The sequence below is a fragment of the Streptomyces sp. NPDC037054 genome, assembly GCF_055606745.1.
The window spans coordinates 517,398-536,921 of the sequence record NZ_JBVJSJ010000003.1 but is presented as its reverse complement, the minus strand read 5'-3'; the positions used below and the strand labels follow the sequence as shown (position 1 = coordinate 536,921).

General features: G+C 71.6%; 16 protein-coding genes and 2 pseudogenes. 10 read left to right on the top strand and 8 right to left on the bottom strand.

The features are described from left to right. Nucleotides 1-209 precede the first annotated feature (209 nt). Nucleotides 210-1,697, top strand: a complete 1,488-nt coding sequence (locus ACZ7D7_RS10580) for a hypothetical protein (RefSeq protein ID WP_470823620.1) — start codon at nt 210-212, stop codon at nt 1,695-1,697. 389 nt (nt 1,698-2,086) lie between these two features. On the opposite strand, the pseudogene ACZ7D7_RS10575 reads toward ACZ7D7_RS10580, so the two are convergent. Continuing rightward, nucleotides 2,087-2,314 (bottom strand): annotated as a pseudogene (locus tag ACZ7D7_RS10575) (MFS transporter); the annotation flags it as partial. Nucleotides 2,315-2,447: 133 nt separating this feature from the next. After that, the gene (locus tag ACZ7D7_RS10570; protein ID WP_470823619.1) at nt 2,448-3,092 is read right to left on the bottom strand and encodes a TetR/AcrR family transcriptional regulator; all 645 of its coding nucleotides are present in this window, start codon (nt 3,090-3,092) and stop codon (nt 2,448-2,450) included. A gap of 407 nt (nt 3,093-3,499) precedes the next feature. Between ACZ7D7_RS10570 and ACZ7D7_RS10565 the strand changes: the two genes are divergently transcribed. From ACZ7D7_RS10565 to ACZ7D7_RS10545, 5 genes are all read left to right on the top strand, one after another. Next, the gene (locus tag ACZ7D7_RS10565) at nt 3,500-5,446 is read left to right on the top strand and encodes an ATP-binding cassette domain-containing protein (protein WP_470823618.1); all 1,947 of its coding nucleotides are present in this window, start codon (nt 3,500-3,502) and stop codon (nt 5,444-5,446) included. 77 nt (nt 5,447-5,523) lie between these two features. Next, complete coding sequence (locus tag ACZ7D7_RS10560; RefSeq protein ID WP_470823617.1) at nt 5,524-5,904, top strand: MazG-like family protein; 381 nt, start codon at nt 5,524-5,526, stop codon at nt 5,902-5,904. 426 nt (nt 5,905-6,330) lie between these two features. Further along, entirely contained in the window at nt 6,331-7,452 is a 1,122-nt protein-coding gene (locus ACZ7D7_RS10555) for a hypothetical protein (RefSeq protein WP_470823616.1), read from the top strand. After that, entirely contained in the window at nt 7,356-8,201 is an 846-nt protein-coding gene (gene iolE, locus ACZ7D7_RS10550; RefSeq protein ID WP_470823703.1) for a myo-inosose-2 dehydratase, read from the top strand. Before ACZ7D7_RS10555 ends, iolE begins: the two co-directional genes overlap by 97 nt. Further along, nucleotides 8,198-9,490, top strand: a complete 1,293-nt coding sequence (locus ACZ7D7_RS10545; protein WP_470823615.1) for an FG-GAP repeat domain-containing protein — start codon at nt 8,198-8,200, stop codon at nt 9,488-9,490. Before iolE ends, ACZ7D7_RS10545 begins: the two co-directional genes overlap by 4 nt. 147 nt (nt 9,491-9,637) lie before the next feature. Here ACZ7D7_RS10545 and ACZ7D7_RS10540 read toward each other — a convergent pair whose 3' ends face one another. Then, complete coding sequence (locus tag ACZ7D7_RS10540) at nt 9,638-10,237, bottom strand: TetR/AcrR family transcriptional regulator (protein ID WP_470823614.1); 600 nt, start codon at nt 10,235-10,237, stop codon at nt 9,638-9,640. A gap of 63 nt (nt 10,238-10,300) precedes the next feature. Between ACZ7D7_RS10540 and ACZ7D7_RS10535 the strand changes: the two genes are divergently transcribed. Further along, on the top strand, nt 10,301-10,798 hold the full coding sequence (locus ACZ7D7_RS10535) for an SRPBCC family protein (protein WP_470823613.1): 498 nt from the start codon (nt 10,301-10,303) through the stop codon (nt 10,796-10,798). Nucleotides 10,799-10,855: 57 nt separating this feature from the next. Here ACZ7D7_RS10535 and ACZ7D7_RS10530 read toward each other — a convergent pair whose 3' ends face one another. Continuing rightward, nucleotides 10,856-11,296 carry an anthrone oxygenase family protein gene (locus ACZ7D7_RS10530; protein WP_470823612.1) on the bottom strand — a complete coding sequence of 147 codons (441 nt, stop codon included), beginning with the start codon at nt 11,294-11,296 and terminating at the stop codon, nt 10,856-10,858. 91 nt (nt 11,297-11,387) lie between these two features. Here ACZ7D7_RS10530 and ACZ7D7_RS10525 point away from each other — a divergent pair, with 91 nt between their 5' ends. Next, the gene (locus ACZ7D7_RS10525; RefSeq protein ID WP_470823611.1) at nt 11,388-11,966 is read left to right on the top strand and encodes a TetR/AcrR family transcriptional regulator; all 579 of its coding nucleotides are present in this window, start codon (nt 11,388-11,390) and stop codon (nt 11,964-11,966) included. Nucleotides 11,967-12,035: 69 nt separating this feature from the next. On the opposite strand, the gene ACZ7D7_RS10520 is transcribed toward ACZ7D7_RS10525, so the two are convergent. Genes ACZ7D7_RS10520 through ACZ7D7_RS10510 form a run of 3 tightly spaced genes read right to left on the bottom strand, consistent with a single transcriptional unit; the run spans nt 12,036 to nt 15,944 of the window. Continuing rightward, entirely contained in the window at nt 12,036-14,099 is a 2,064-nt protein-coding gene (locus ACZ7D7_RS10520; protein ID WP_470823610.1) for an iron ABC transporter permease, read from the bottom strand. Between the two features lie 4 nt (nt 14,100-14,103). Further along, complete coding sequence (locus tag ACZ7D7_RS10515) at nt 14,104-15,087, bottom strand: iron-siderophore ABC transporter substrate-binding protein (RefSeq protein WP_470823609.1); 984 nt, start codon at nt 15,085-15,087, stop codon at nt 14,104-14,106. Beyond that, nucleotides 15,084-15,944, bottom strand: coding sequence for an ABC transporter ATP-binding protein (locus tag ACZ7D7_RS10510; RefSeq protein ID WP_470823608.1), 861 nt, complete (start codon nt 15,942-15,944; stop codon nt 15,084-15,086). Before ACZ7D7_RS10510 ends, ACZ7D7_RS10515 begins: the two co-directional genes overlap by 4 nt. A gap of 374 nt (nt 15,945-16,318) precedes the next feature. Here ACZ7D7_RS10510 and ACZ7D7_RS10505 point away from each other — a divergent pair, with 374 nt between their 5' ends. Both ACZ7D7_RS10505 and ACZ7D7_RS10500 read left to right on the top strand, forming a co-directional pair. Then, the gene (locus tag ACZ7D7_RS10505) at nt 16,319-17,527 is read left to right on the top strand and encodes a S8 family peptidase (RefSeq protein ID WP_470823607.1); all 1,209 of its coding nucleotides are present in this window, start codon (nt 16,319-16,321) and stop codon (nt 17,525-17,527) included. Nucleotides 17,528-17,534: 7 nt separating this feature from the next. After that, nucleotides 17,535-17,813: pseudogene (locus tag ACZ7D7_RS10500) on the top strand (arsenic resistance protein); the annotation flags it as partial. Nucleotides 17,814-17,838: 25 nt separating this feature from the next. Here ACZ7D7_RS10500 and ACZ7D7_RS10495 read toward each other — a convergent pair. Further along, a complete protein-coding gene (locus ACZ7D7_RS10495; protein WP_470823606.1) occupies nt 17,839-19,356 on the bottom strand; it encodes a SulP family inorganic anion transporter in 1,518 nt (505 codons plus the stop codon). Nucleotides 19,357-19,524 lie beyond the last annotated feature (168 nt).

The following is a 19,524-nucleotide window of genomic DNA, read 5'->3' as shown; positions in this document are numbered from 1 at the left end:
AACTCGACCGGTACCGGACGGTGACACACGGCTCCCTCCGGAGGGCGGAGCGTTCGCAGAGTCAATTCTCACAGTCATCTTCTGCGGCAGGCTCGGCTCCACGACCAGCGGTCGGCACTGGTCGCGCCTCGTCGCGTGTACGGGCATTGAGGCACAACCGATTCGGCCGCGTGATCTTCACGTTGTCCGGAGCTGTGCATGCTCAGGCAATGATGAGGAGATGGGGGCCTGTTGTGGCGGCCGCCGTGCTGGGGGCGTCAGCGACGGGAGCGGTCGGCGCGCCGCAGGCCGATGGTGACGGGGACGGGGACGGGGACGGGCTGACGGTCCACGTCCCGGGGGCGTACTACACGCAGGTGTCCGACCCGGTCCGCGTGGCGCTGCCGGTGACGGTCGATGCGGGCAGCGGGGCTTCCGTGCGGGGTGTCACGCTCACTGTGGACGCCTCGGAGGTGAAGGGCGTGGTGCGGCTGTATGCCAAGCGGGCCTGCACGGAGGGCGCGGGGTACGTCTTCACCTGCCGTCTCACCTCCTCGCGGCAGCACTTCAGCATGGTGGATCTGGTTGTCCTCGGCGCCGACAAGGCCGCCGAACCGGGCCGTCACGGCACTGTGCGCCTGACCGCCACCGGCCCTGACGGGCAGCGGGCCGAGGCCGAGACGGTGATGACGGCGGGGTCACCGGAGTTGTGGGGCAGGAAGCTCTCCATCGAGGACGCGGCAGCGGACAAGCCCGTGGTGATGCGGGGCGGCATACTCAACCACGGATCCATCGCCGCAACCGGGTTCGGGGTGACGGTGTCGGCCGGCCCGGGGCTGGAGATCGACCGCGGACACCGCAACTGCCGCTACACCGAGACCAGCCAGTCCAGGGCGTACTGCTTCTTCGACACTCGCGTGGAGCCGGGCAAGGCATACGACTTCGACGCGCCGTTCGTCCTGCGCGGCGGGAAGGACCTGACGAAGAGCTCGGTGATCGTGAACATCTTCGCACCGGGTCAGGACGCCGGACCCTATTTCAACGAGGCCGAATACACCGTCCCCGGAACGGGACCCGAACTGGGCTTGAAGCCGACCGAGCCCAAAGGCTTCAGCCCCGACTTCTCTCACGTCCCCGTCGTCACCACACAGCACGTTGACATCCAGGCCGTGGCCGGGGATCTCCGTGGCCGGACCGGAGACATCGTCCAGCTGAAGGTCGGGCTGCGTAACGGCGGCCCGGGTCAGGTCAGCGGCAGATACCTTCGCTACCTGGTCGTCCCGCCCGAGGGAACGACCCTGATCCCGCCGGAGAAGCCGTCCCCGGACCCGGAGGCGGACGAGGAACCGTATTGGATCTGCGGCCCCTGGGAGCCGGGTGCGAAGCGGTACTCCTGCGCCGGCAAAGGGCTGAGGTCCGGTGAGTCGGACACCGAGGTGCTGCGATTCCGTATCGACGAGGAGACGGGAGCGGGAGCCGCGGGGCGCGTGCAGGCGCTCGTCGACGGCGGTTACGCGGAGCGTGATCCGGACAAGGACAACAACGTCGCGGCGATCACCGTGAACGGCCGCGAGGAGACGGCGAAGACCACCGACGACGATGGAAGTGGGGGCATGGGGTGGGGCCGCCTTGCCGCTGGTGTCGGAGCCGCCGGCGTTCTTGTCCTTGTCCTGGCGGCCGTCCCGTACGGCATCTGGCGCCGTCGCGGGCAGCGGTGAACGGGTGTTCCGCTTGATGCTGGTCGTTTGATGCTGGTCCCTTCGTCCTTCGGCGGAACCCTGGGCCACCCGGCGCGGCTGACGCACCGCAGGGCGGCCTCCGGTGTCCGGCCCGTCGTCAGATCCGTGCCGAGCCGGCCGGCGCGCCCCGGGTGCAGGCCCGCGCCATCGCTGACGACGCCCGCCCTTCCGACGGGAAGGTGGACTCCGGCGTCGAGCGCGAGCAGGCCGTTGAACCGGCGGGTGACTGGCTCGACGCCGCGAACGAATGCCTCAAGCGCGGCGGCGATCCGGGGCCCGGGTCGTGAAGCGTCGCTCGAGCGAGACGGGCGGCCGGGCCTGAGGACGCGTGACCAGTTCACCGTCCGGCGCAGTGGCCGGGGGACGGCGGGCGCCTGCCGGCCGCCGTGCCGGCCCAGCCAGGTACCGGCGGGCACGCCGAGCACGAGGGCCGGCGAGCCGGCGACGGACACCGCCCCGACCACACGCCCGCGGACGTCGCGAGCGAACAGGCCCACCGCGACCGGCCCCACCACGGCCCAGAGCAGCGCCTGAGCCAGGGCGGTCAGCGGCCGGGCCAGGAGCAGAAGCCAGTAGGTGGGGGCCAGGGCCGCGATCAGTTCCCGCTCTAGCCCGTTGTGCCTGATCCGTGGCCCCGTCCATGGGCACCTCACCGGGCTCGCCCACCCGGCCACGGCCGAGAATCACCCGGCCCCGCGGCGGGCCGGGCAGAACCCGCCAGGCATGACCTCAGCGTTCGCCGGCCGCCAGCACCTTGAGCACCGCCTCGGATAGCCGCTGTGCCGTGCGTCGGGGGTCGTCGCCCGGGAGGACGAGGTGGCTGATGGTCATGCGGACGGTGATGTCCGCTGCCGTGTCGACGAGTGCCTCGTCCCGTTCGGGGAAGCGCTCGGTGAACCACGCGCGCAGCAGGAGCTGGGCGGCGTCGAAGATGGGGTCGGCGCGGGCGGTGAGGTAGGGCAGCAGACTGTCGGAGCCTTCCCGGGCGGCGATCACGACGGCCCGTATCAGCGGATTCTCGTGCGCCTCGGTGAGGACGAAGTGAATGGCCTCCTCCAGGGAGGCGCGGGTGTCCGGGAGCCCGGGGTATAGGGCCTGCGCCACGCTCTCCAGGAATTCGTGCGTCTCCCTCACCACCAGGGCGTGGCCGAGGCCCGCGCGGTTGCCGAACTCCTTGTAGACGGAGGGCCGCGACACCTCGGCCGCGGCGGCGACGGCGGACAGGCTCACTTGGTCCCAGCCCGAGGCGCAGGTCAACTCGCGGGCGGCGTCCAGGACGCGCTGTCTCATGTGTTTGCGCCAGGCGACGCGGGGCGGATCGGGTGCCGCTGTCTCGGCGTCAAGGGCGCTGGTCCTGTTCGTGTGTGCCGCCATGACGCAAGTCTGGCAGGGCCGCGTGATGCGTGGAGCAGCCTGTGGACAAGCGGTGTCGGGCGCCGAGGTCCGCCACTCGGGCGGGGCTGCCCGGGTGGCGGAGATCGGGGTGAGGTCCGGGATCTCAGGTGCGCTTGCGGCGGAGCAGGAAGACGATCCCGCCGCCGACCGCTCCGCCGCGCTTGAGACGACGCACGTGCGGAGCCTGCACTGCCCGCGGCATCGCGCACCCGTCGAACGCCCGCTCGTAACCTCATTCGTCACAGCTGTCTCCGCCGTCGGCGATTCGGACACCACTCCACACTCGAGAACCGCCCCAACACTGCGTCTCCGCGCTCGCCCCCTTGCGTTTCAAGGGGTGCAACGCGTCCGGAATCGAGCGCGTTCGATTCCGGTGCCGGGTCGTTATGCCGTGCACCGCCGAACCACGCAGGTGCGGCACCGGACCCGCAGGAGGGACACAGGTGACTGTGACTGACGCCTCGAAAGTGAACGATGCGACACCGCCACCTCCGCCACCTGCGGAGATCCGCTACAGCGGCGAATACTCCGTCAACCCGCTGGGCGACGTGTCCTTCACGCACATGTGCGCCCGTCTGCCGTCCGTGCTGCGTCGCATCTGCCGGATGGCATGGCGGCTCGACCGCACGGCCGTTCTCCTTCTCGCCGCCTGCCAGGTGGTCACCGGTGCCGCCGCCGCGGTGGGGCTGGCCGCGACCGCCCGCGCCATGCGCCCGATCCTCGGCCCCGGAGCCGTGGCCGACCGTCTCCAGCAGGCGCTCCCCGCGCTGCTCGTCGTGGCCGGCGCGGCGGCGCTCGCGCGGCTCTCCGGCGCGCTCGCCTCGTACGCGGACCGCAGGCTCACCCCGCTGCTGACGACGTACGCGGACAGCGCGCTGGTCGAGGCGGTGTGCCGGGTCGAAGCCGCCGCCTACGCCCAGGACGGCTTCGCCGACCGGCAGGAAGCCGCCGAGATGGGCGTGACCCGCACGCACGTGATGGTGAACGACGCGCAGCGGTTCATGGCCGCTCTCATCAGGATGGCCGCCGCGAGCGGAGTTCTGTCGGTGCTGCACTGGGCGATGCTGCCGCTGCTCCTCCTCGCCGTCCTGCCTGCCGGAGTCGGCGCCGTTCTCACCGCGCGCGTCGACTACGAGATGCACTACGCGAACGTCTCCGACCGCAACGTGCGCCACATGATGCGCTGGTGGGCCACCACACCGAAGCACGGCGACGAGGTCCGCGCCAACGGCATGACCGGCTATCTGCTGTTCTGGTACCGGTCTCTGTCCGGGCGCATCGACCGCCGGCTCCTGGACGTGGCCCCGCGAACCCTGCGCATCACCCTGCTGACCTCGACGGCCGGCGGCTTCTTCCTGCTGCTGGCCTGGGCCGCCCTCGCCTGGCTGGCCGTCACCGGGCGTGTCGAACTCGCCGTCGCCGCGACCGCGGTCGTCGCCGTTCAGACCACCCTCGCGGCGCTCTCCCAGGTCGTCATCAACGGCGCGGCCCTGTTCCACACCAGCCTGTACCTGACGGACATGCAGACGTTCCTCGACGACGCCGCGGGGCGGGCCCCGCAGCGCGGCACGTCGCCGGCGCCCGCGATCCTGGAGGACATCCGGATCGACGACGTGGTCTACCAGTACCCCGGCAAGGACCGCCCGGCCGTCGACGGCGTCTCGCTCACACTGCGCCGAGGAGAGATCCTGGCCGTCGTCGGCGAGAACGGCAGCGGCAAGTCCACCCTCCTGCGCTTGATCACCGGCATCTACCTGGCGGACAAGGGCCGCGTGCTGTGGAACGGCGCCGACCTCGCCGCCCTCGACCAGGACAGCGTCTGGGCCCGCACGGGGCTCGTGCCGCAGCTCTTCGCCCAATGGCCCCTGCGGGTACGCGAGAACGTCACCCTCGGCCAGCCCCGCACCCGCGACGACGAGCCGGTGTGGGCAGCGATCGACGCCGTCGGCATGCGGGAGGCCGTCGAGGCGCTGCCCGACGGGATCGAGACGCTGCTCGCCCGCGAAGTGTTCGGGGGCGCCGAACTCTCCGGCGGGCAGTGGCAGCGCCTGGCGTGCTCCCGCGCGATCTACCGGCGCCCCGAACTGCTCATCCTTGACGAACCCACCTCCCAGATGGACGCCCGGGGCGAGCATCAGATCTTCGAGAAGGTCAAAGGCGGCGCCCGAGACCGCATCACCATCGTGGTCACGCACCAGTTGGAGAACACCCGCCTCGCCGACCGCATCGTCGTCATGGACAAGGGCCGGATCACCGAGCAGGGCGGGTACGAGGAACTGGTCGGCTCCGGTGGCCTGTTCGCGGAGTTGGTCGCTCTGGCTCAGGACCGGTGACGCGTACCGGTGCACGGGCGTCGCAGAGGGGTCGTCCCCCGCATCCCCTTCCCGCGGAAACAGGAAGAGAGACACGCATGACTGACACCTGGCAGACGATCGCCCGTCTTGCCGCCCTGCTGGAAGCCCACTCGACCCTTCCCCGCGAACAACGCGTCCTGCTCCAGCTCCTCAAGATCCAGGAGGAGGCGGGCGAGGTCGCCGAGGCGGTGATCGGGGCCTTGGGACAGAACCCCCGCAAAGGTCACTCCCACAGCTGGGACGACGTGGAGGCCGAGGTCTGCGACGTCATCGTCACCGGCATGGTCGCGCTGGCCCGCATGAACCCCGACGCGCAGGCGGTGTTCGCACGCCACATGGACCGCATCGCCTCACGGGACCTGACGCCGCGAGGCGAGCCGGCCGACCCCCGGCCCGCGACCGGCCGCCCCACCCCGACCGCGCGACAGCAACGTTGATCGCACGTACCGCAACGACCCGGCCCTGGTGCCGACCTTCGCTCTCGCTCCCGCGCACGTGTGATCGGCGGATGCGCCGCATGTTCACTCCGCCCGCTCCACTACGTACGGTTACCGTCAAGTCTCTTTGGGTAGCGAGCAGTCGAGAGGGGCCGCCACCCCGGGGAGGGCAGCAGGCATGACTGCGAAGGGTGTGGACGTCGCCGTCCGTCGGCCCAACGGTCCCTGGATAGCCGGCCTTCGTGGCCGCCTCTCGGGAACACCGGACATACGAGTCCGCTGACGATTCCCGCCAGTCGCGGCACGCGCCGTTCGGCGCCCCGGCCGCCTCGCGCGTCGGCGTGCATGCCGGGGCACGTGTTCACGTGCCCGCAACACGCCGCGCGTCCGACACCCACTCGTCCCACATCACAGTGGAGTTCCCTGATGTCGCACGCACACAAGCGGGCGGCGTCGGCCTTACCACGGCCACGCCCCACCCGGCTGACGATCCTTCTGCTCATCGGCACCCTGCTCGGCGCCTCGTCCCTCGCGGCCGCCGCTCCCCCGACTCAGGCCTCGGCAGGAGGCGATGGGGCCGGCGTACGGCTTTCGCGGGCGTCGGCCCAACAATGCCCCACCGAGGGGCATGCGGCGCCGCCCGACTGGGCGCTCACATCGACGGACCCGAAGAACGACCACCACGCCTACGTCGCCAACGGCTATCTGGGGCAGAGCCTTCCGCCCGCCGGCACGGGCTACTCCGACTCCGAGCGGAAGACGGGCTGGCCCCTGAAGACCCCTCGCTACGACGGCGCGTTCGTGGCCGGTCTGTACGCGCACAACAAGCAGACCGCCGAGGACCGGCACGTCGCCGCGGCCCTGCCCACCTGGTCGGGGCTGACCGTCGGCGCCGGGCGCGAGACGTTCGACCCGTCCACCCCCACGGACCGGATCAGCGACTACCGGCAGACCGTCTTCCTGCGCTGCGGACTGGTCCGCACCTCGCTGACCTGGACCACCCGCGACGGGCGGGCCACGGACCTGGTCTACGACGTCGTCGCCGACCGCAGGTACCGGCACGTCGGCGCCGTACGGCTGCGCATGACCCCGCACTGGCGCGGCAGTGCCACCGTCACCGACCTGATCGACGGCCGCGGGGCACGGCGGATCGCCGCGACCTCGGACGGGCCGGGCGGCTCCGGGGGCGACCGGATCGCCGTGCCGTTCCGGACCGACGGCACCGGCGTCGCCGGGGCGGTCGTGTCGACCCTGCGCCCCGACAGGGGCGTGCCGGTGCGTGGCTGGGTCCGCCGCGGCGAGGGCCTGACCGCGCATCAGGCCGCGACGGTGCCGGTGCGGGACGGGCGCTCCTACGAGTTCACCAAGTTCGTGGGCTTGGACACGCGATTGACCTCCCGTCAGCCCGCACAGAGCGCCGCTGACGAGTCTCGCCGGGCCGCCGACCGGGGCTGGGCGACGACATCCCCTTCGAACAGTGCGTCAGCGAACTCGCCCTCGCGGGCTTCAAGGGCTGCAGCATCGGCCACAAGTTCCCCACGGACGTGAACGAGTTGAACGCGGCCCTGGCGCTGCGCGGCCTCAGCATCACCGAACCGTGGGTGAGCACCTTCTTCACCGTGCCCGGCATGGAGAAGAGGACGATCGCCGCCTTCGAGGAGCGGATGGACTTCCTCTCCCAGATCAAGGGGCCGGTGCCCACGACGAGCATCGGAGTGGCCGAATTCGGCAACTCCGTCCACCTCATGCCGATCAGCCTCAGCGACTCCAAGCCCAAGTTCACCGAGGACCAGTGGAGGTTGCTGACCGAAGGGCTGAACGAGGCCGGCAAGCTCGCCAAGGAGCGGGGCTTCCAACTCGTGTACCACCCCCACATGGGCACCGGCGTCCAGACCCAGGGCGAGGTGGACACGCTCATGCACCGCACCGACGCCGAGTACGTCCACCTGCTCCTGGACACCGGCCACCTCTACTGGGCCGGCGGCGACCCGGTGGCCGTGATCAACGCACACGGCAGCCGCATCAAGCACGTGCACCTGAAGAACATCCGCCCCGCGGTCCGCGACCGGCCCGGCCTCGCCTCGGGCAGCTTCGAGGAGTTCGTCAGGGCGGGCATCTTCACCGTGCCGGGCGACTTCACCGGCACAGTTCCCTTCTTCGACATCCTCAGCGCCCTGGCGTCCAGGCAGTACAAGGGGTGGCTGGTGGTCGAGGCCGAACAGGACCCGCACGGCCCGCGTCCGCCCCTGCAGTACGCCAAGGTGGCCGCCGACTACCTCCAGGGGCTGATCCGATGACGACCTACGCCACACCGAAGTTCACCGAGTCGGTCATCGATGCCGACCCCCAGGACGGGTACTTCCTCCAGGCCGTCGACATCGACGGCGACGGCCGTCCCGACCTGGTCGCCTCCGGCCTCACCAAGGGCCAGGTCGTCTGGTACCGGAATCCGGACTGGACCAAGCGGACCATCGTGTCCCTGACCGACCGCAAGCCGGTCGCCCTGGACGCGGCGGACCTCACCGGTGACGGCCTGCCGGACCTGGTCCTCAGCCACGACTACGGCAACTGCATGTTCAACTGCGGCCCGCAGGACGGCAAGATCTCCTGGCTGCAGAACCCCGGACCGGGCAGGCCCGACACGCCGTGGACCCGCAGGCACGTCGCCGACCTGGTGTCGGCCCACCGGCTGCGCCTCGGTCACTTCACCACGGACCGGCGCGTGCAGCTCGCCGCGTTTCCGGTGGTCGGGCCGCAGGGAGGGGCGACGGGCGTCAACTCCCCCGTGCACGTCATGATCTACGACCTGCCGGACGACGTGACGAGCGCGCAGGAGTGGGCGGGCCGCGCCGTGGACACCAGCCACTTCACCGTCGTGCACGGCGTGGCGACGGACCGCTACCCGGGCACCCCGCGACCGGACCGGGAGTCGTTCCTGCTCGCCTCCGCCGAGGGGATCAGCTGGCTGGGCCCGGGTCCCGGGCCGGCCCCCGAAAGCCCCTGGCAGCACTACACGATCGGCGCGGGCGTGCCGCCCCAGAAGTCCGAGGAGCTCGACCGCTGGTTCCGCGGCAGCGGAAACCTCGCGGTCGGGCGGATCGGCGGCCGCCGCTGTGCGGTGATCGTCACCATGGAGCCCTTCCACGGCAACACCGTCGCCGCCTACGTGCGGCCCAACGGAACGGCGTCCCCCTTCACCAAGCCCTGGCGCCGCACCCGGCTGAAGACCTTCCCGCGACCCAGCGCCGAGTACGACGCCGTCGGGCACCACGTGGTCGTGGCGGACTTCGACAACGACGGGGACGACGAGTTCCTCATCGGCATGCGAGGCCCCGCCCCCGCGCAGGGCGTCTTCTACTACAAGCTCGACGCCGAGGGGAACGTCCTCGTCGAGCAGCAGATCGGCACCGAGTCCACGGCCCGGATCGCCGTGGCCGACTTCAACGGCGACGGCCGGCTGGACTTCGCCACCACCTCGTACGACACGGTCGGTTACTACACGATCGAGGACCCGAAGGTGCGGCTCTACACCAACACCTTCGCCTGGCCCGGCCCCGTCACACCCCCACCCGGCAGCAACGGCTGACCACACCCACCGACCCGTGCTCCCGCGCTGCGCTCCACTCCGCGGGAGCACGGCACCATGCCATGTCGTCCACGGCCGGCGTGAGTTCGCGTCAACGGCAGCTCGCCCCAGCCGGGGGGCCGGTGCGCCTACGCCCATGTGCGGAGGTCACGAGTCCGGGGGGCGTGAGGCGAGGAGCGCGGCGGCGGCCTCCTCGGCGAGGTCCTCGGCATGGGCCGGGAGTCCCGTACCCGCCCTCAGATGACGGCGTACCAGGGACAGCGGCAGATCGACCAGGGCCAGCGCGACCCGCTCGACCCCCCGGGGGTCCTCGGCGCCCAGGGCGGCGGCGAGGGAAGCGATCGCTGCGTGCACGCGCTGGTTCCCCCGGTCCGCGCGGCCCAGGTGCTCCTCGGACCATTCGGCGGAGCCGAAGTCGGCGGCGCCGTAGAGGAGAAGAGCCGCCTCCTCCGGGTGGGCGCGGCTCCAGGAGACGACGTGCCGTGCCGCCGCACGGCCGGCCCGCTGCGGATCGGCCTTCGCTTCCAGGGCGTTGAAGTAGCCCTCCTGGAACCTCTCGACCGTCCGGAGCCACAACTGGGCGAGCAGGTCGGCCCGTCCGCTGAACCGGTGGTACACCGAACCGCTCGGGGCGCCCACGTCCTTGGCCACCGCCGACATGCTCACCGCGGCGGGGCCACGCTCGCAGGCCTGGCGCACCGCGGCGTCGAGGAAGCGGTCCGTGTCGAAGTGGGCTGGTCTCGCCATGCCCTGGAGGGTACTATCCACAATAATAGAGAACACTCTCTAGAACTGGCCACGGGAGGCCGCATGGCTGTCTACGACGTTCACGAGCGCCTGTTGCCCGCCAAGCGGAGCGAGGTGGGCGCTCTGCTCGACACGCTCTCCGGCGACTGCGACATGCTGTGGCCCCACCGGCTGTGGCCACCGATGGAGTTCGACCGCCCCCTTTCCCCCGGGGCGGCCGGCGGCCATGGGCCGGTGCGCTACACCGTGGCCGCGTACGTCCCCTCCACCTGGGTGCGTTTCACCTTCACCGGCCCGCGCGGCTTCGACGGGTTCCACGAGTACGCGGTCTTCGGCGTCGACGACGACCACACGGTGCTGCGTCACGTCCTCGCCATGAACACGCGCGGGGCGGCCCGCCTCAGCTGGCCCCTCGTGTGGCGGCCGCTGCACGACGCGTGCCTGGAGGACAGCCTCGACCGCGCCGAACAGGCCTGCGCCGGAACGGTCGCCGACCCGGCGCGCTGGAGCCGGTACGCACGACTGCTGCGCCGCGTCGCGGCCGGCCCACGGCTGTCGTAGCGGCGTTCACGCCGAGGACGACCCGCCCAGCACCCCCGCCGCTGGACAGGGCCGTCTTCATGCCGTCGCCAGCAGAGTGAAGGCGGCGACGACGACGGCGACGCGGACGTAGTGGAAGCGGTCCCAGCGGTTGCGCTGTTCCTTCCAGTTCTCGGGGCGATTCCCCGGGGTCCACGTCTTGCTCCGGTTGTTGATCGGGACGAGCAGCAGCAGCGACATGACGACGCTCAGGATCAGCAGCGCGGCGGCGGTGACGACGAGGCCGACGCCGGGGCGGTGCCACTCCGCGACGGCCCACACGCCGGTGAGGACGAGCGACGTGATGTACCAGACGGGCATCACGGCGCCGAGCATCCGGCCCCCGTGGGCACGGCCGAGCACGCCGCTGTCCTCGGGGAGCGCGTTGAGGAGCGGGTTGATGACGAAGGCGACGGAGAACTCGACCCCCACCATCAGGCCGACGACCACGGTGGTGAACACCTCAAGTGCGTTGAGCATGACGACCCCTCCAGAGATCTAGCACTGCTAGATGATGAAGCAATGCTAGTTCTACTGCCGCTCGCTTGTCTAGCAGCGCTAGGATCGAGTCATGTCGGTACAGGAACGCAGGGAGCGTGAACGGGCGGACCGCGAGCGCCTCATCGTCGCGACGGCCCGTGAACTCGCCGAGCAGCAGGGCTGGGACGCCGTCACCACCCGCCGGCTCGCCGAGCGCATCGAGTACAGCCAGCCCGTCCTCTACAGCCACTTCCGCGGCAAACGCGAGATCATCGGCGCCGTCGCCCTGGAAGGCGCCACCGAGTTGGCCGCGACGCTGCGGGCCGCCACCGCGACCGCGGACGGTCCGCGCGCCCGTGTCACCGCCCTCGCCCGCGCCTACCTGGACTTCGCCGAGCGCCGTCCCGCGGTGTACGACGCGATGTTCCAGCTCGACACCGGCCTGGCGTTCGCCGAGGAGAGCACTCCGGAACCGCTGAAGGACGGCTTCGCCGCTCTGAAGGAAACCCTCACCGAGGTCACCGGGGACGGCGTCCAGCCGGGCCTGTTCACCGAGGTGTTCTGGGCGTCCCTCCACGGCCTGGCCACCCTGACCCGCGCGGGACGGCTGCCACCGGCCGACACCGCGAGCAGGGTCGAGCTCCTGGTGAGCCGCCTCGCCGCGATCTGACCGATGAGGGGAAGGACGGATGCCTTCGCCGGGATCTGCTCGGGCCCGGCCCCGGACGGCCGGCGTCGCCTAACGGCGGCTGCGCACCAGCAAGTAGAGGAAGTACGGCGTTCCGATCACCGCGGTCATGAGGCCCGCTCCGAGCTGGGCCGGTGCGATGACCGTGCGGCCGACCAGGTCCGCGGTGCAGACGAGGACGGCGCCGAGGAGGACGGCGACCGGGACGACGCGTGCGTGCTGCCGGCCGACGAGGGCGCGGGCCGCGTGAGGGGCGACGAGTCCGACGAAGCCGATCGTGCCGGCGGCGGCCACGGCGGCGGCGCTCAGGACCACGCCGAGGGCGAGGAAGCCGAGGCGCCCGCGGCCGAGCGGCAGTCCGAGGAGCCTCGGGGTGTCCTCGTCGAGGGAGACGAGGTCGAGCTCGGTGCGGCGGGCGACGGCGACGGCCACTCCCACGGCGAGGGCGACGGCGAGCGGCAGCGCGTCGGGCAGGGTGCGGCCGTAGGTGGAGCCGGACAGCCAGGTGAGCGCCTTGGTCGCGTTGAACGGGTCGGTGAGGATGATGAGCAGGCTGACGAGGGCGGCGGCTCCCGAGTGGATGGCGAAGCCGATGAGGACGAGCCTCGTCTGCTGGAATCCGCCGCGCGCGGCGAGGCCGAAGAGGAGCAGGGAGGCGACCGCGGCTCCCCCGAAGGCGGCGGCGGCCACGCTCCACGACCCCGCGAGGGGCACGGTGGTGACGAGGAGTACGGCGCCGAGCGCGGCGCCGCCTGAGACGCCCAGGATGCCGGGCTCGGCGAGCGGGTTGCGGGTGACGGCCTGGACGAGCGTGCCGGCGAGGGCGAGGGCGGCGCCCGCGAGGAGCGCGGCGAGGACCCGGGGGACGCGGGTGTCCAGGACGAAGCCGACGGTCTGTCCCGCCCGGCCCAGGGCCCAGTTGGTCACGTCGCCCAGGAGCAGCTTGGCGTCGCCGAGCAGGACGGCGGCGATCGTCACGCCGACGAGGACGACGGCCAGGACCGCCGTGGTGGTGAGGAAGGCGGTCCGGCTCCTGATGCGCAGCCGGTCGGCGGTGACGCCGCCGGTGTCCCGCAGCCGCGTGGCCATGGCCACCACGAAGGCCGCGCCGACGAGGCTGGTGACGACGCCGGTCGGCACGGCGACGGCGGTGTCCGCGGGGACCAGGGCGCGCAGCAGCATGTCGGCGCCGAGCACCAGCGCGGCTCCGACGAGACCGGCGACGGGGATGCCGACGCGGGTCTTGGCGTAGGCGCGGATGCGGCGGGCGAGGGGGCGGACGAGCGCGGGGGCGCAGAGGCCGACGAAGCCGACGGGGCCGGCCAGGGTGACGGCGGCGGTGGAGAGGAGGGCCGCGAGGACGACGGCCGTGATGCGGGTGGTGCGGACGGGGACGCCGAGGCCGCGGGCGGCGTCGTCGCCGAGCGCGAGGGTGTCCATCCGGCGGGCGAGGAACAGGAGTCCGGCGAGGCCGAGGACGCCGATGGGGGCCATCTGGAGGACGCCGTCGAAGCCGCTCTGGGAGATGCTGCCCTGGTTCCAGTGGTAGACGCCCTCGGTCTGCTGGGGGAACAGCAGGAGCAGGCCTTCGGTGACGGCGGTGAGGCCGAGGGTGAGGGCGCTGCCGGCGAGGACGAGGCGTACGGTGCCGGTGCCCAGGCCCGACAGGCCGAGGACGACGGCCGCGGCGGCGAGACCGCCGACGAAGGCGATGCCGGACGAGGCGAGCAGCGGCAGGGAGAGGCCTGTCGCGGCGGCGGTCCCGAGGGCGAGGTAGGAGCCGGCGTTGACGGCCAGGGTGTCCGGCGCGGCGAGGACGTTGCGGGTGACCGCCTGGAGGGCGGCGCCGGCCATGCCGAGCACCATCCCGACGAGCAGTCCCGCGGCCGTCCGGGGCAGCCGGGAGGCGATGACGACGGACGCGTCGGCGGGATCGGCCCTGCCGGTGAGGGCTTTGAGGACCTCGGGCGCGCCGACGGAGGCGGTGCCCTGGGTGATGCCGACGAGCGCGAGGGCCGTGACGAGGAGGAGGAGCGCGGCCGTCACCGCGGTCGCGCCCGTCCGGGACGTGACCGCCGACGGACGGGTGGCGGGGGTGGTTGCGGTGACGGCCATGGTCCTACTTCTTCGTCAGGGCGGTGACGACGGAGTCGATGTACTTGTTCATCGACCCGGTGCCGCCGAACATCCAGATGCCGTCGGGCAGTCGGTGGACGTCGCCGTTCTTCACGAACGGCAGGGAGGTCCACACCTTGTCCTTGGCGAGGACGCCGGTGAAGGGGGTGCTGTTCTTGTCCCCGTCGTTGCCGATGTAGGCGAAGTGGACGTCGTCGCCGAGCTTGGTGAGGCCCTCGACGTCGGTCGCGCCGAGGCCGTACGCCTTGTCGCCCTTGACGGTCCAGGCGTTCTTCAGACCGAGCATCTCGTTAACGCCGCCGATGAGGGAGCCGTCGGTGAAGGGCCGGACGGAGACCTGATTGGAGACGATGTAGCCGTCGGCGAAGGCGTAGCGCGCCCCGGCCAGGCCGGCGTCGGCGAGGGCCTTCTTGCCCTGCTCGGCGTTCGCCTCGAACTCCTTCTTGAGCTCGTCGGCCTTCGCGGTGGTGCCGGTGGCCCGGGCGATGAGGTCGAGGTTTTTCGTCATCCGCCCGACCGGGTCGGCCGCGTCGGCGGCCTTCAGCGTCAGGACGGGGGCGACCTTGCGCAGTTGCTCGACCGCGGCCGGCGGCAGGTCGTTGGTGGCGATGACCAGGTCGGGCTTGAGGGCGGCGACGGTGTCCATGCTGGGCTCGCCGCGGGTGCCGATGTCCTTGGGGTCGTTCTTCAGCGGTACGGCGGTGTTCCAGGTCTTGTAGCCCTTGACGTCGGCGACGCCGGCCGGGTCGACGCCCAGGGACACGAGGCTCTCGACGACGTTCCACTCGGTGCCGACGACCTTCTTGGCGGGCCCGTCGAGTTCGACCTTCGCGCCGGTGGCGTCGGTGAGGGTGATCTTCTCGGCGGTCTTCTTCGTCTTGTCGTCGGCGGCGGGCTCGGTGGTTCCGCAGGCGGTCAGGGTGAGGGCCGCCGCGGCGACCGCGGCGGTGAGGAGCTGTCGTCTCATGAGGAGGTGCTGAGCCTTTCGCTTCGCGTGTGGTGCCGGCCGATCGCACGGGTGCGGAGCCGGCCGGTGAGGGGGTCGGGGTCGACCTCGATGCGGATGCCGTAGGTCTCGGTGAGGCGTTCGGCGGTCAGGACGTCCTCGGGGAAACCCTCGGCGACGACGCGTCCGGCGTGCAGCAGGACGATCCGGTCGGCGACGGCGGCGGCCTGGTCGAGGTCGTGGAGGACGGCGCCCACGGCGATGCCGTGGTCGTCGGCCAGGTCGCGCATGAGGTCGAGGAGTTCGACCTGGTAGCGCAGGTCGAGGTAGGTGGTCGGTTCGTCGAGGAGGAGCACGCCGGTCTCCTGGGCGAGGCAGCCGGCGAGCCAGACCCGCTGGAGCTGTCCGCCGGAGAGGTGTTCGACGCCCCGGTCGGCGAGTTCGGCCACGCCGGTCAGGGCGAGCGCGCGGTCGACGGCGGCGCGGCCTCCCGGGTCGGCCCTGCCCCAGCGGCCCCGGTACGGGTAGCGGCCGAATTCGACCACGTCCCGGACCGTCAGGCCGCTGGGGGTGGGGCGGCCTTGCGTCAGCAGCGCCGTGTGGCGGGAGAACTCCCGCGGGCTCAGGGCGAGTCCGTCGGTGTCGCCGTCGATGACGAGGGTGGCGGTCCGCGGCCGCTGCAGGCGGGCGATGGTGCGCAGCAGTGTCGACTTCCCGCTGCCGTTCGGCCCGACCAGGACGGTCACCTCACCGGGTCGCAGTGCCAGTGAGGCGTCATGGACGACGTCGACGCCGTCGTACGCCACGGTGACGCCCGTGGCCGAAAGTTCATGACCGCGTGGCCGGACGGCTGCCGGGGTCTCTTCATCAACTCGCACGCCGCAGAGGTTAGCCTAACCTAAGCACATCACGGAACAAGGGGTCGGCTGTCGAACGCAAGGGGAAATCCGGCCGAGTCCGAAGCGATGGCCCCGCAGGATGCCGACAGGACTCCGGCGCACCGGAGGTCTCCCCTCCCCCACGCGCGGCGGAAGGGCGCCGCACCCTTGCCGCCACCGATGTGCGCATGTCAATGTTGCGCGGCGTCGCCCCGCCCGCCCGGACGACGGAACCGGCGGGCGCGTGACGACGCGCGTCCCGGCGAAGGGCCTGACCAACCGTCCGCCGAAGCCACCCGGCCACCCCGGGCGGCAGTTCCACCGCACGGCCTGCACTTGCCCGCAACCCGGACAACGAAGGGTCTGGTTGACCGATGAGATTCCCCACTCGACGACTCCGCGCGCTCGTTCCCGCCACCGCTCTCGCCGCGGGACTCCTCGCGGCCACCCCCGCCGCCCCGGCAACGGCCGCTCCCGCTCCCGATGTCCGTCTCGCCCCGGTGGGCACCGCCGTGTCCGACGGCTGGATCGTGGTCCTCAAGGACACGCCCCAGGAGTTGGTCCGCGCCGCCGCGCGTGACCTCGCCGCGGCGCACAACGCCGACGTCACCCACGTCTACCGCTCCTCGGTGCGCGGATTCGCCGCGCGGATGACCGCCGCCCGGGCGCACCGGCTCGCCGCCGACCCGCGCGTCGACTACGTCGAGCAGGACGCCCGGGTCAGGATCAACACCGTGCAGGCCGACGCCACTTGGGGCCTGGACCGCATCGACCAGCGCCTGCTTCCCCTGGACGGCTCGTACACGTACAACACCACGGCGTCCGGGGTCCGTTTGTACGTGATCGACACCGGAGTCCGCGTCGGCCACAGCGAGTTCGGCGGTCGCGCGAGCATCGGCACCGACACCGTCGGCGACGGCCAGAACGGCAACGACTGCAACGGCCACGGCACCCATGTTGCCGGAACCGCCGCGGGATCGACGTACGGCGTCGCCAAGGCCGCCTCGGTCGTCGGCGTGCGGGTCCTCGACTGCAACGGTTCGGGCACCTTCTCGGGTGTCGTCGCCGGCGTCGACTGGGTGACCGCGAACGCCGTCAAGCCCGCGGTGGCCAACATGAGTCTCGGCGGCGGCGCCAACTCCACCCTCGACACGGCGGTGCAGAACTCCATCGCCTCGGGCGTCACTTACGCGATCGCCGCGGGCAACGGCAACACCGGTGGCAGGGCGCAGGACGCCTGCAAGTACTCACCGGCCCGTGTCCCCGAGGCCCTCACCGTCGGCGCGACCGACAGGACCGACACGAAGGCGTCCTGGTCCAACTACGGCACGTGCCTGGACCTGTTCGCCCCGGGCGTCGGCATCACCTCGGCGTGGAGCACCGGCGACAGCGCCACCAGCACGATCAGCGGCACGTCGATGGCCACGCCGCACGTCGCGGGCGTCGCCGCGCTCCACCTGGCCGGTCGCCCGTCGGCCACCCCGGCGCAGGTCGCCGACGCCCTGACGGCCAACGCCACGAACGGCGTGGTGCAGCGGGCCGGCAGCGGCTCACCGAACAAGCTGCTGCACTCGCTCTTCTGACCGCCCAGCGGTGATGTGGTTCGGGACCTTCGCCCTCGGCAAGGCGGTCGGCCTGGCCTACGACCGCACCGCCACCCTCGCGTTCACCGCGGCGAGCAACAACTTCGAGCTCGCCATCGCGGTCGCCATCGCCACCTTCGGCGTCACGTCCGGGCAGGCGCTGTCCGGCGTCGTCGGCCCGCTCATCGAGGTGCCGGTGCTGGTCGCCCTGGTGTACGTCTCGCTCGCCTGGCGCCGGAAGTTCGCGGCGGGGCGGCAGCTGACGGCTCCGGCGCGGGAGGACTGACGCACCTCTCGCAGCGGGCGGTGCGTCAGTGCCCGGCGGTGAGTTCGCCGCTGAGCCTGTCGTGGAGATGAGCGCTCGGTTCGTCGAGGTGGACGATCTCGACGCTCTTGCCGCGCTGGGCGTACTTGGTCTCGACGGCGTCGAGGGCGGCGACCGAGGAGGCGTCCCAGATGTGCGCGGCGGACAGGTCGATGACGACCCGGTCGGGGTCGCCCGCGTAGTCGAACCGGCCGACGAGGTCGTTGGAGGAGGCGAAGAACAGCTCACCGCTCACGCGGTAGACCACGCTCGTGCCGTCGGGATCGGTCACCGCGGTGACCTCCGCCCGGTGGGCGACCCGCTTGGCGAAGACCGCCATCGCGGTGATCGAGCCGACGACGACGCCGACGGCGAGGTTGTGGGTGACCACCACGCAGACGACCGTGATCACCATGACGGCGATTTCCCCGGCCGGCATGCGCCTGAGGGTCTTCGGCGCGACGGAGTGCCAGTCGAACGTCGCGAACGACACCATGATCATGACCGCGACCAGGGCGGCCATCGGAATGTCGGAGACGACCGGCCCGAGGGCGATGCACAGCACCATCAGGAACGCGCCGGCCAGGAAGGTCGAGAGCCGGGTGCGGGCCCCGGACACCTTCACGTTGATCATCGTCTGGCCGATCATGGCGCAGCCGCCCATGCCGCCGAAGAAGCCGGTGACGATGTTGGCGATGCCCTGCCCGATGGACTCGCGGGTCTTGCTGGAGTGGGTGTCGGTGAGGTCGTCGACGAGCTTCGCGGTCATCAGCGACTCCATGAGGCCGACCAGCGCCATGGCGAAGGCGTACGGGGCGATGGTCGTCAGGGTGTCCGGCGTGAAGGGCACGTCCGGCAGGCCCGGCACCGGCAGCGAGGAGGGCAGTTGGCCCTTGTCGCCGACCGTGGGCACAGCGATGCCGGCTGCGACGGTGAGTGCGGTCAGGACGGCGATGGAGACCAGCGGCGCGGGCACCACCGTGGTGACCTTCGGGAAGAACACCGTCAGCGCCAGACCGGCCGCGATCAGCGGATACACCGGCCAGGGCACACCGGTCAGCTCGGGGACCTGGGCCATGAAGATGAGGACGGCGAGGGCGTTGACGAAGCCGACCATCACCGAGCGCGGGACGAACCGCATCAGCTTCGCCACGCCGAGCGCGCCGAGGATCACCTGGAGGACGCCGGCGAGGATGACCGCGGCGACGAGGTGCCCCAGGCCGTGCTCGCGGTTCAGCGGTGCGATCACGAGGGCGACCGCTCCGGTGGCGGCCGAGATCATCGCCCTGCGTCCGCCGACGACGGCGATGGTGACGGCCATGGTGAACGAGGCGAACAGGCCGATCGCCGGATCGACCCCGGCGATGACGGAGAAGGAGATCGCCTCGGGAATCAGCGCGAGCGCGACCACCAGCCCGGCCAGCACCTCGGTGCGCCACACCTTCGGGTCACGCAGCCAGTCCGGACAAAGGGAGCGCAACCGGCTGCCGGGAGAAGGGGTGGCGGACGACGCGGTGAAGGACAAGGGAGCGACTGCCTGTCGTGCTCGGGCGCGGCCGTCGGGCGAGCGGGGCGCGCGAAAGGGACTTGCGGGCTTGCGGGCTTGCGGGCCGAGGGCCTGGGGTGTCGGACGGCATTCTGCGGAAGGCCCGGGCAAGGGCTGGGGCCGGAGCAGGGTCGGGGGCCGTACGTT

What these genes read in the sequence shown, in the direction of transcription:
- ACZ7D7_RS10580 (WP_470823620.1), top strand. Translation starts at nt 210, where the DNA reads ATGATGAGGAGATGGGGGCCTGTTGTGGCGGCCGCCGTGCTGGGGGCG.
- ACZ7D7_RS10570 (WP_470823619.1), bottom strand. Translation starts at nt 3,092, where the DNA reads ATGGCGGCACACACGAACAGGACCAGCGCCCTTGACGCCGAGACAGCG.
- ACZ7D7_RS10565 (WP_470823618.1), top strand. Translation starts at nt 3,500, where the DNA reads ATGCCGTGCACCGCCGAACCACGCAGGTGCGGCACCGGACCCGCAGGA.
- ACZ7D7_RS10560 (WP_470823617.1), top strand. Translation starts at nt 5,524, where the DNA reads ATGACTGACACCTGGCAGACGATCGCCCGTCTTGCCGCCCTGCTGGAA.
- ACZ7D7_RS10555 (WP_470823616.1), top strand. Translation starts at nt 6,331, where the DNA reads ATGTCGCACGCACACAAGCGGGCGGCGTCGGCCTTACCACGGCCACGC.
- ACZ7D7_RS10545 (WP_470823615.1), top strand. Translation starts at nt 8,198, where the DNA reads ATGACGACCTACGCCACACCGAAGTTCACCGAGTCGGTCATCGATGCC.
- ACZ7D7_RS10540 (WP_470823614.1), bottom strand. Translation starts at nt 10,237, where the DNA reads ATGGCGAGACCAGCCCACTTCGACACGGACCGCTTCCTCGACGCCGCG.
- ACZ7D7_RS10535 (WP_470823613.1), top strand. Translation starts at nt 10,301, where the DNA reads ATGGCTGTCTACGACGTTCACGAGCGCCTGTTGCCCGCCAAGCGGAGC.
- ACZ7D7_RS10530 (WP_470823612.1), bottom strand. Translation starts at nt 11,296, where the DNA reads ATGCTCAACGCACTTGAGGTGTTCACCACCGTGGTCGTCGGCCTGATG.
- ACZ7D7_RS10525 (WP_470823611.1), top strand. Translation starts at nt 11,388, where the DNA reads ATGTCGGTACAGGAACGCAGGGAGCGTGAACGGGCGGACCGCGAGCGC.
- ACZ7D7_RS10520 (WP_470823610.1), bottom strand. Translation starts at nt 14,099, where the DNA reads ATGGCCGTCACCGCAACCACCCCCGCCACCCGTCCGTCGGCGGTCACG.
- ACZ7D7_RS10515 (WP_470823609.1), bottom strand. Translation starts at nt 15,087, where the DNA reads ATGAGACGACAGCTCCTCACCGCCGCGGTCGCCGCGGCGGCCCTCACC.
- ACZ7D7_RS10505 (WP_470823607.1), top strand. Translation starts at nt 16,319, where the DNA reads ATGAGATTCCCCACTCGACGACTCCGCGCGCTCGTTCCCGCCACCGCT.